The sequence below is a fragment of the Sediminimonas sp. genome, from assembly GCF_024637375.1.
Classification (GTDB): domain Bacteria; phylum Pseudomonadota; class Alphaproteobacteria; order Rhodobacterales; family Rhodobacteraceae; genus Sediminimonas.
The window spans coordinates 1-9,852 of record NZ_JAGXFK010000078.1 but is presented as its reverse complement, the minus strand read 5'-3'; the positions used below and the strand labels follow the sequence as shown (position 1 = coordinate 9,852).

General features: G+C 69.2%; 11 protein-coding genes and 1 pseudogene. 2 read left to right on the top strand and 10 right to left on the bottom strand.

Going from position 1 to position 9,852, the window contains the following annotated elements; translation table 11 throughout:
• Positions 1 to 127: 127 nt before the first annotated feature.
• A complete protein-coding gene (locus Q0L89_RS12375; protein WP_296765565.1) occupies positions 128 to 268 on the bottom strand; it encodes a hypothetical protein in 141 nt (46 codons plus the stop codon).
• A 542-nt stretch (positions 269 to 810) separates the two neighbouring features.
• Positions 811 to 1,968 carry an alpha-D-ribose 1-methylphosphonate 5-triphosphate diphosphatase gene (locus tag Q0L89_RS12370; RefSeq protein WP_296765563.1) on the bottom strand — a complete coding sequence of 386 codons (1,158 nt, stop codon included), beginning with the start codon at positions 1,966 to 1,968 and terminating at the stop codon, positions 811 to 813.
• A 77-nt stretch (positions 1,969 to 2,045) separates the two neighbouring features.
• Between Q0L89_RS12370 and Q0L89_RS12365 the strand changes: the two genes are divergently transcribed.
• Complete coding sequence (locus tag Q0L89_RS12365; protein WP_296765560.1) at positions 2,046 to 2,735, top strand: DUF1045 domain-containing protein; 690 nt, start codon at positions 2,046 to 2,048, stop codon at positions 2,733 to 2,735.
• Here Q0L89_RS12365 and phnN read toward each other — a convergent pair.
• The 8 genes and pseudogenes from phnN to phnG form a co-directional block, all read right to left on the bottom strand.
• The gene (gene phnN, locus Q0L89_RS12360; protein ID WP_296765558.1) at positions 2,717 to 3,265 is read right to left on the bottom strand and encodes a phosphonate metabolism protein/1,5-bisphosphokinase (PRPP-forming) PhnN; all 549 of its coding nucleotides are present in this window, start codon (positions 3,263 to 3,265) and stop codon (positions 2,717 to 2,719) included. The two genes, Q0L89_RS12365 and phnN, sit on opposite strands and share 19 nt — an antisense overlap.
• Entirely contained in the window at positions 3,262 to 3,942 is a 681-nt protein-coding gene (gene phnL, locus Q0L89_RS12355) for a phosphonate C-P lyase system protein PhnL (RefSeq protein WP_296765568.1), read from the bottom strand. Before phnL ends, phnN begins: the two co-directional genes overlap by 4 nt.
• Before the next feature lie 11 nt (positions 3,943 to 3,953).
• The gene (locus tag Q0L89_RS12350) at positions 3,954 to 4,910 is read right to left on the bottom strand and encodes a CorA family divalent cation transporter (RefSeq protein ID WP_296765556.1); all 957 of its coding nucleotides are present in this window, start codon (positions 4,908 to 4,910) and stop codon (positions 3,954 to 3,956) included.
• Positions 4,911 to 4,982: 72 nt separating this feature from the next.
• The gene (phnK, locus tag Q0L89_RS12345) at positions 4,983 to 5,753 is read right to left on the bottom strand and encodes a phosphonate C-P lyase system protein PhnK (RefSeq protein WP_296765554.1); all 771 of its coding nucleotides are present in this window, start codon (positions 5,751 to 5,753) and stop codon (positions 4,983 to 4,985) included.
• Positions 5,750 to 6,601 carry an alpha-D-ribose 1-methylphosphonate 5-phosphate C-P-lyase PhnJ gene (locus tag Q0L89_RS12340; protein ID WP_296765551.1) on the bottom strand — a complete coding sequence of 284 codons (852 nt, stop codon included), beginning with the start codon at positions 6,599 to 6,601 and terminating at the stop codon, positions 5,750 to 5,752. Before Q0L89_RS12340 ends, phnK begins: the two co-directional genes overlap by 4 nt.
• Positions 6,598 to 7,688 (bottom strand): annotated as a pseudogene (locus tag Q0L89_RS12335) (carbon-phosphorus lyase complex subunit PhnI). Before Q0L89_RS12335 ends, Q0L89_RS12340 begins: the two are co-directional and overlap by 4 nt.
• Entirely contained in the window at positions 7,688 to 8,260 is a 573-nt protein-coding gene (phnH, locus tag Q0L89_RS12330; protein WP_296765549.1) for a phosphonate C-P lyase system protein PhnH, read from the bottom strand. Before phnH ends, Q0L89_RS12335 begins: the two are co-directional and overlap by 1 nt.
• A complete protein-coding gene (gene phnG, locus Q0L89_RS12325; protein WP_296765545.1) occupies positions 8,260 to 8,700 on the bottom strand; it encodes a phosphonate C-P lyase system protein PhnG in 441 nt (146 codons plus the stop codon). The genes phnH and phnG overlap by 1 nt, the downstream gene beginning before the upstream one ends.
• A 120-nt stretch (positions 8,701 to 8,820) precedes the next feature.
• Here phnG and phnF point away from each other — a divergent pair, with 120 nt between their 5' ends.
• On the top strand, positions 8,821 to 9,540 hold the full coding sequence (phnF, locus tag Q0L89_RS12320) for a phosphonate metabolism transcriptional regulator PhnF (protein WP_296765543.1): 720 nt from the start codon (positions 8,821 to 8,823) through the stop codon (positions 9,538 to 9,540).
• Positions 9,541 to 9,852: the final 312 nt, after the last annotated feature.

The window sequence follows — 9,852 nt, the reverse complement described above, 5'->3', positions numbered from 1 at the left end:
CTCGCAAGATTGCCGAAGCTCCTGGCCACCTGACCACGACAGCCATCCTGAGCCCGGGGTCCGAGCCTCCGGAGAAACCGCCCTCAAACCACGGCAGACGGGAAAACGTCCTTCCAGCCAGACTTCTTCAGCAGCCTGCTAGAGCCGCTGTCACAAAAGTTAGTCCGAGCTGTCGAGATTTTACCTGCATCTCGTTGAAGTGCATTTGCGTTTCGACCACACGAGACCAAATTTGAATGTACATTTGGTGTTCTTCGCTGGTTTCCATCATGCGCCCCTTCGGATCATCAGTGTACAAACACAAACGTTGGATAACACACTCTTCCGGGGCTCAAAATGGTCGAATGGCTCTGGATGTAGTAGCCTGGGTTTCCGGGCGGCAACGGAGCATGAACCCTGAGCGGTGAGCCGGTTCCGGTGTTAGGCCGCGCTCGTTTGAATTGACTTTGCAAACTCCCTCCCTGCGCATAGCTGCCGTTGGGGCAAGCGCAGCATCTGCGACCTTGGCCTCGAACCGGTCCTTCGCCGCGCGATGGGCCGGGGCCGCTCAGCGCGGCGAAGGGGGCGCTCGGGTCGGTTTTGGAGCGTGGCCGAGATGGCCTGTTGCTGCCGTTCGATACTCTGCCCTGCGCGGAATCAAGGCCGAAGGCCGCCGCGCATCGACGGGCCGCCGCCCGGCACGGCGATCTGGCTGCAACCTGCGCAACGCACAAATGTCTTTCGGACTTGGCTGGTATAAAGTGCCCCGCACCAGCGTAGGATCGCCGCACCGCGGCCCGTCGATGCGCGGCTCCTTACCCGCTCGATCCACTAGGCGGCGCGCGCCCCGCGCACCCATGTTCCGCGCAGCACCGGGGTGCCGTCGATGCGGGCCACCCGGATCAGGTCGGCGCGCAGGCCCGGGGCGATGCGGCCGCGATCGGCCAGCCCGGTGGCGCGGGCCGGGGCATCGGTGACGGTGGCGACAGCGCGCGCCATGTCGTCCCACAGATCGCCCAGCATCACCGCCGACGACAGCAGCGCCGAGGGCACGTAATCGGACGACATGATGTCGATCAGCCCGGCCCCGGCCAGATCGGCCGCCGCCACGTTGCCCGAGTGCGAGCCGCCGCGGATCAGGTTGGGGGCGCCCATCATCACCGCGATGCCCTGCGCGCGGCAGGCGGCGGCGGCATCGCGCGTGGTGGGAAACTCGGCAATGGTGGCGCCGTGGCGCGCCGATGCCGCGACCTGCTCGGCGGTGGTGTCGTCATGGCTGGCCAGCACCGCGCCAAGGCGGCCGGCGGCATCCACCGCGCCGGCCTCGTGCGCGGCGCCAAGCCGTTCGCGCAGCGCGCGCTGGCTGGCGACGTGATCGGCGAACTCGGCCTCGGACAGGCCGTGCTTGCCGCAGACATAGGTGCGCAGCTTGTCGAGGTCGCGGAACTGCCGCTCGCCGGGGGTGTGATCCATCAGGCTGACGATGCCGACGCGGTCGCCGGCGGTGAACTCGGCCAGCTCGTCGAGCAGGGTTTCCGAGCACACCTCGGCGCGCAGGTGCAGGTAGTGGCTGATCCTCAGCGCGTCGCGGGCGCGCAGGTCCATCAGTTCGCTGGCCAGTTGGCGGGCGTATTTGCCGTAGTTGGTGCGTTCGTTGCTGACGACGGAGCCCACGCGCATGGCGTCGAACACCGTGGTGATGCCGACGCTGGCGAGTTCGGCATCGTGGGCGACGATGGCGCTGGCATGGGGCCAGCCCACGCCGGGGCGCGGCGCGATGTGACGTTCCAGGTTGTCGGTGTGCAATTCCACCAGCCCGGGCATCAGCATGTCGCCTTGCATGTCCTGCGCGCCGGGGGGCACGGCGGCGCCGGTGTCGATATCGTGGATCAGCCCGTCACGCAGGCAAAGCGTGCCGGTGACGGTGGCGTCGGGCAGCACCAGCGTGGCGTTGGCCAGGATCGTTTCGGTGATCGTTTCGGATTGCATCACGGGCCTTTCTTTTCGGCGTCTCGATAGGGTAGCACCGTCACCGAATTGTGACAGTCACGCGGTAGGGCGGCATCATGGACAACTGTGAGCGATACGCGATCTATTACGCGCCACCACCGGGGCCGCTGTCCGATTTCGGGGCGGCATGGCTGGGCTGGGACGCGCAGGCCGGTCGCACGGTGGCGCACCCCGATGTGCCCGGCCTGCCGGCGCCGGTGGCCGAGTTGACGCAGCGCCCGCGCAAATACGGCTTTCACGCCACGCTCAAGCCGCCCTTTCGCCTGGCGCCGGGGCGCCGGGGCGCGGACCTGGCCGAGGATGTCGGCCTGCTGGCCGCGCGGTTGGCGCCGGTGCGGTTGCAGGGGTTGCAACTGGACCGGATCGGCCGCTTCCTGGCGCTGACCCCGCGCGGCGGCGTCGGCCCGCTGGCGGCACTGGCCGGGGCGGTGGTGACCGGGCTCGACGCGCATCGCGCGCCTCTGACCGCGGACGAACGCGCGCGCCGGCGGCCCGATCGCCTCAGCCCGCGGCAGCGCGCCAACCTTGACCGCTGGGGATATCCCTTCGTGCTTGAGGAGTTCCGCTTTCACCTCACGCTGGCCGGCCCGCTGGACGACGCGCAGGCCCGGGCCACGCGCGCGGCGCTGGCGCCGGTGCTGGCGCCGATCCTGCCGGCGCCGTTCGATATCGCCCACATCTGCCTTTTCGGCGAGGGCGCGGATGGTCGCTTTCGCCTGATCCATCGCTACGCCCTTTCCGGCTGAATGGCCGCCAGCATTGCCGCCGCGCCTTCGGCCACGGTGCCGGAATTGTCGATCTCGGCCACCGGCACCCCGGCCGGCAGGTCGGGCACGCGGCGCGCCAGCCGTGCGGCGATGCGGGCCGCGTCCTCGCGCCCGCGCGCCGTCAGCCGCTGCGCCAGAACCTCGGGCGAGGCACGCACCAGCAGCACCCGCAGCCCCGGATACCGCACCGCCGCCTGTGCGAGTGCTGCGCGCGAGCCGTTGAAGATCACGTCGCGCCCGGTGGCCAGATCGGTGTTTATCCCGGCCGGGATGGCGTAGCACAGGCCATGCGCCTGCCAATGGATGGCAAAGGCGCCGGCGGCGCGGCGCTGCTCGAACGCGGCCGCGCTGACGCCCTCGAAATCCTCTCCGCCGGCGGTTTCGGGGCGGGTGATGACGCGCCGCGCCCGCACCAGTCCGGGCCGGGCGCGGCAGGCGGCCTCGATCAACGTGTCCTTGCCCGCGCCCGATGGCCCGGCCACGGCAAACAGGCGCCCCGGCGCCCTCATGGTGCTATCGGCGTGAACCGGCCGACATCGACTTCGCGGTCGCAGACCCGCGCGCGTGCGTCGGCGTCATGGAAAATGCCCAGGATCGCCGCGCCGCGCGCCTTGGCCTCTTCGATCAGGGTCAGCACCTCTTCGCGGTTGGTCGGGTCAAGGCTGGCGGTCGGCTCGTCCAGCAGCAGCGCGGGGTAGTCATGCACGAACCCGCGCGCGATGTTGACGCGCTGCTGCTCGCCGCCCGAGAAGGTCGTGGGCGACAGCGACCACAGGTTTTCGGGGATATTGAGCCGCGCCAGCAAGGTGCGCGCCCGCGCGTGCGCCGCATCGGGTGCGGCGCCCAGGGTGATCAGCGGCTCGGCCACCACATCCAGCGTCGGCACCCGTGGCACGACGCGCAGGAACTGGCTGACATGGCCCAGCACCTCGCGGCGCAGGGCGATGATCTCGCGCGGGTCAGCGCGCGCCACGTCCACGCTGCCCACCACGATGCGCCCGCCATCGGCCAGGTAGTTGCCCTGGATCATCCGCATCAGGGTGGATTTCCCCGCCCCCGAGGCCCCCACCAGCGCCACGCATTCCCCCGGCCGCACCTTCAGCGCCGCGCCCGCCATCACCGGGATCACCGCGCCGCCCTGGTTGTGCAGGGTGAATGATTTCGAAACATCGCTGAGCGCGATCATCGGTTGAAGGGTCATAGCAGGTTCTTCCATCGGAAAAAGAGATAGGACAGCAGCGAGGACAGCACCATCGAGGCAATGGCCGCAGCAAAGCCCCAGGGCGCGTCGAGCCACGGCATCCACGCGAAATTCATCCCGAAAATCGAGGCGATCAAGGTGGGCGGAAGGAACAGTACCGCCACCAGCGAAAAGGTCTTGGTGGCAGAGTTCTGTTCGATCGTGGTCAGCCCAAAGATCGTGTCGAGCAGCAGGCTCAGCTTCTGCGTCAGATAGCCGGCATGTTCCGCCAGGGAGGTCACGTCGCTGGACAGCACCCTGAGCGCGTGCGTGGCCTTGCGCCCGGACCCGGCCGCCTCCGCGCGGTCGAGAAAGGCCAGTGCGCGTTCGATCGTCACCAGGCTGTTGCGGACATCCGAGACCAGCGCCCCGGTCTGGCCGAGCGTGGCCAGCGGTGAACGCCGGTCGCGAACCAGCGGTTCGCCCCCGGTCCCGAAAAGCCCGCTCGAGACCTTTTCGATCCGGGCATCCGTAAGTTCGAGGATGTCGGCCAGGCGGTCGATGATCTCGTCCAGCAGGCCGAAAAGCACGTCTTGCGGCGTGGTCGTGTCATAGGGACTATGCGCCGCGCGCTTGGGGTAGCTCACGAACGGGCGCGGGTTGTGGTAGCGCACCGTGACGAGCTGTGTTGCGCCGAGCGCAAAGGTGACCGGGGCAACCTGGTGTTCATCCGTCTCGGTCAGCGCCGGCAGTACCAGGGTCAGGAACACGACGTCGCCGCTGCGGTAGAGGCGGCTGGAAAGCTCGATCTCCTCCATGTCCGCAAGTGTCGGCAGGTCCGCCCCGGTCGCCGCACTCGCCTCGGCAAGCTCCTCGCGGGTCGGATCGTTGAGATCGATCCAGATCGCGCCACTTGCGATGCCGTCACTGCGCGTGAGCCCGGCGTCCTGATTCGGGATGAAACTTTCGATCATGGATGTGCCTTCATCTTTCCGCAAATACTCTCGGGGGGTGTGGGGGGCAGACAGCCCCCCACCTGCGCCCGCTCAGACCTGTAGCACACTGGAGACCAACAGTTGCGTGTAGCCGTGTTGCGGGTCGTCGAGCACCTGGTCGGTCAGCCCCGATTCCACGACATGGCCGTCTTTCATCACCATCAGCCGGTCGGCCAGCAGCCGCACCACCGCCAGGTCGTGGGTCACGATCACCGCCGACAGGCCCATCTGCCGCACCAGCCCGCGCATGAGGTCCAGCAGCCGCGCCTGAACGCTGACGTCGAGCCCGCCCGTGGGTTCGTCCATGAACACCAGCCGCGGGCCGGTCACCAGGTTGCGCGCGATTTGCAGCCGTTGCTGCATGCCGCCCGAAAAGGTACCGGGGCGGTCGTCCATGCGGTCGGCGGCGATATCGACGCGGTCCAGCCAGTCCGCCGCCCGGGTGCGGATGTCGCCATAGTTGCGCGCGCCCACGGCCATCAGCCGCTCGCCCACGTTGCCGCCCGCCGAGACGCCCATGCGCAGCCCGTCGCGGGCGTTCTGGTGTACGAAGGCCCAGTCGGTGCGCGCCAGCATGCGGCGCTCGGCCTCGGCCATCAGAAGCGTGTCGCGCGGGCCTTCGGCACGGGTGTCGAAGATCACCTCGCCGGCATCCGGGGCAAGCTGCCCGGCCAGGCACCCCAGCAGGGTGGACTTGCCCGAGCCGCTTTCGCCGACCACGCCCATCACCTCGCCCGGCCACAGGGTGAAGTTCACGTCCTTGCAGCCCAGTCGCGCGCCGTAGCTCTTGGTAATGTTGCGCACATCCAGAAGCGGTGTCATGCGGCGTCCTCCGTGCCGTGGCCGGCGTCGCGCCGGGCGGTGCAGTGATCGGTATCGGAACACACGAACATGCGGGTGCCCGCGTCGTCGGTGATGACCTCGTCGAGATAGCTGTCATGGTCGCCGCACAGGGCGCAGGCGGCATCGGCCTTGGACGGCTCGAAGGGGTGATCCTCGAAATCCAGGCTGACCACGCTGGTATGCGGCGGCAGGGCATAGATGCGCTGCTCGCGCCCGGCGCCGAATAGCTGGATCGCGGCGCAGTTCGACAGCTTGGGGTTGTCGAATTTCGGGATCGGCGACGGGTCCATCACGTAGCGCCCCTCGACCTGCACCGGGTAGGCATATGACGTGGCGATATGTCCGTGCCGCGCGATGTCCTCGTACAGCTTGACGTGCATCAGCCCGTATTCCGACAGCTCGTGCATCTTGCGTGTCTCCACCTCGGAGGGTTCCAGGAACCGCAGCGGCTCGGGGATCGGGACCTGGTAGATGAGGATCTGGTCGGCGCTCAGCGGCGCCTCGGGAACCCGGTGGCGGGTCTGGATGACGCTGGCCTCGGGCGTGCGGGTGGTGGTGGCGACCTGGGCCGTCTTTTCAAAGAACTTGCGGATCGACACCGCGTTGGTGGTGTCGTCGGCGCCCTGGTCGATCACCTTGAGCCGGTCCTCGGGCGTCAGCGTCGCGGCGCTGAGCTGCACGCCGCCGGTGCCCCATCCGTAGGGCATCGGCATCTCGCGGCTGGCGAACGGCACCTGGTAGCCGGGGATCGCCAGCGCCTTGAGGATGGCGCGGCGGATCATCCGCTTGGTCTGTTCGTCGAGATAGGCGAAATTGTAATCGGTCATTGCGCGGCCTCCGTTTCGGTTGCCTGCGTGGCCTGCCTGCGCAATTTGCGCACCAGTTCCAGCTCTGACTGGAAATCCACGTAGTGGGGCAGCTTGATATGCTCCAGGAACCCCGTGGCCTGGATGTTGTCGGCGTGCGACAGCACGAACTCTTCGTCCTGCGCGGGGGCGCCTTCATCGTCCTCGCCCAACTCCTTCCAGCGCAGCGCGCGGTCCACCAGCGCCACGGAAATCGCCTTGCGCTCGGTCTGCCCGAAGCTCAGACCGTAGCCGCGGGTGAATTGCGCGGGCTGCGTTTTCGAGCCGGTGAACTGGTTGACGGTTTCGCATTCGGTCAGCGTGATCTCGCCCAGTTCGACGGCAAAACCCAGTTCGGGGATATCCAGCTCGACCGCCACCGCGCCGATGCGCAACTCGCCCACGAAGGCGTGGTTGCGCGCGTAGCCGCGTTGCGTGGAATAGGCCAGCCCCAGCAGAAACCCCTCGTCGCCGCGCGCCAGCGCCTGCAGCCGCAGCGCGCGGGCGGCGGGCAGTTCCAGCGGTGCGCGCGTCAGGTCGGGGGGGGCGTGTCGTCCGGTTCGGCTGGTTCGATCAGCCCGTCGCGGCCCAGGAATTCGGTCACATGGGGCACCGGGTCGGGCGTCGCATCGGGGCGTTCGCCGGCGTCGGGCGCCTCGCCCTCGGCGGCCAGCTTGAAATCCAGCAGGCGGTGCGTGTAGTCGAAGGTCGGGCCCAGAACCTGCCCGCCCGGCACGTCCTTGAACGTGGCCGAAACGCGGCGGATGCAGTCCATCGCGCCGGTGTCGACCGGGCGCGTGGCGCCAAAGCGCGGCAGCGTCGTGCGGTAGGCGCGGATCAGGAAGATCGCCTCGATCAGGTCGCCGCGCGCCTGCTTGATCGCCAGCGCCGCCAGGTCGGGATCGTAGAGCGAGCCCTCGGCCATCACCCGGCCCACCGCCAGCGTCATCTGCTCGCGGATCTGCGCCACGCTCAGTTCGGGCACATCGGCGTCGCCGCGCCGCGCGCGGGCCAGCCAGTCATGGGCGGCGTCGATGGCGCGCTCGCCCCCTTTCACGGCCACGTACATCAGGCGTCCTCCACTCGGGTAGAGCGCGGCAGCGCGGCGAGCCGGTCGCCGGCGGTGAAATAGAAATCCAGGCCCTGCGGAAACAGCGCGTTGTTGGCGCGCAATGCGGCCGGGCCAGGCAGGTTGAGCGCCGCGTGGCCGTCGATGCCGGGGCCGCTCAGCCGCGCGCCCGAGGCGGTCAGCGTGTCCACCTCGACCACCAGCGTCGCGGACCGGTCGGGATAGCGCGCGGTGCCCACGGGGTAGCCGGCGAGCGGTTGCAGCGCCGCCCAGGTGCCGGCGGCAAAGGCCGCGTCGGCGCGATTGCCCGTCAGCGGCGCGCCGGTGTGAAAGGCCAGCCACTGCCGTACCGCGTCGCGATCGTGCGCGCCGGCCAGGTAGACGGGCGTATCGGCATCGCACAGCGTCAGCAGCAGCGCCCCCGCCGCCGGCGACAGCGGCGCGGGTGGTGTGGCGCCGCCTATGGCCTCGATCCGGCCGGGGCGGGCCATCGCGGTCATGCAGGCGCGAAAGGCGCGCGCCGCGTCGTGCGGGGCGTTGGCAAAGCCGCCCTCCAGCGTGGTCTGGCTCATCAGTCCTCTCCCCTGACCATGGTGAAGAAATCGACGCGGGTGGCGGCGGCCTCGCCGGCACGGGCGCGGCGGCGCTTCTCGGCGTCGGCGGCGAGCGGCGCCAGCACCTCGGCGCGCAAACGCTGCTCCATCGCCGTCTGCATCAGCGCATCGACCAGCGCGGCGATGCGCGCGTGGGTCTTGTCGCGCCCTTGCACATAGGCGTGACCCACGGTGCCGCCATCGGTCAGCCGCAGCGCGCAGCGGGTCACCGTCATCTCGCCCAGGTTGAACGGGGCACCGGTGCCCCCCATGCGGCCCTGCACCATGGTGCTGCCGATCTCGGGCGCGCGCGCCCAGGTGAAATCGGGCGCCAGCCCGGTGTCGTTCCACAGCCGGCGCAGCGCCTCGGGCGGTGCCTTGGCCAGCAGGCTCATCCATGTCTTGCGCGCGTCGCTCATTGTTCGACACCCTTGCGTGGTTGTCTAAGTAAATATACAACTAGACAAATAGAACGGAATCGCCGCCGCTTGCAAGGGGCAGGGCGTGAAACTTTCGTGACAGGCGGGAAGGGGGCGGGCATGGGCCGCACGGCAATCTGGACATCCATCCGCGACACGCTGGCCGCCGAGATCGCGCAGGGCCATTACGCGCCCGGCGACAAGCTGCCGACCGAGGCGGCGCTGGCGGCGCGCTTCGGCGTCAACCGCCACACCGTGCGCCGGGCGCTGGCGGCCCTGGCCGAGGCCGGGCTGACCCATGCGCGGCGCGGCGCGGGGGTCTTCGTGGCGGCGCGGCCTGCGGATTATCCCATCGGGCGGCGGGTGCGGTTTCACCGCAACCTTGCCGAGGCCGGCCGCAGCCCCGAGCGCAGGTTGTTGCGGCGTGAGACGCGCGCGGCGGACACGCGCGAGGCGGCGGCGCTGGGGCTGCGTGCGGGCGCACAGGTGCATGTGATCGAGGGGATATCGCTGGCCGATGGCGCGCCGATGGCCTTGTTTCGCAGCGTGTTCCCGGCGGTCCGGTTTGCGGGTCTGCTTGAGCGTCTGGGCCGTCTGACCTCGGTCACCGAGGCGCTGCGCGAAGAGGGGTTGAGCGATTACACCCGCGCCGAGACGCGGATCACCGCCAAGGCGGCCACGGCGACGCAGGCGCTGCATCTGCACCTGTCCGAGGGCGCGCCGATCCTGCGCACGGTGGCGGTGAACGTGGATGCGGACGGCGCGCCGGTCGAGTTCGGCCATACATGGTTTGCCGGCGACCGGATCACCCTGACCGTGACGCCTGAAGACATGCGCTGAGGCGATCCGCGCCGGGGCGCAACGCCAGTACGCTGGCGTTCACCACCCGACAAAAGTTCCCAGTCTGTTTCCGGTGCGCCTGCGGTTTCTCGGAGCGAGGTTCGAGAGGCCGCAATGCGGGACGAAGCGGGCGCTCGTTTTGCACCCCCAGCGCGGAATCAAGGCGCGGAACGCGCCGCCGCGCAGCGCCCGACCGCCCCCTCGGGCGGGCGCTTTTGCGGGCGTATCAAGCTGATGACAACGCGGATGTATTTGGCCGGCATAAAGCGCGATCCACATTCGTTGCAGCGCCCACCCGGCGGTCGGGCACCG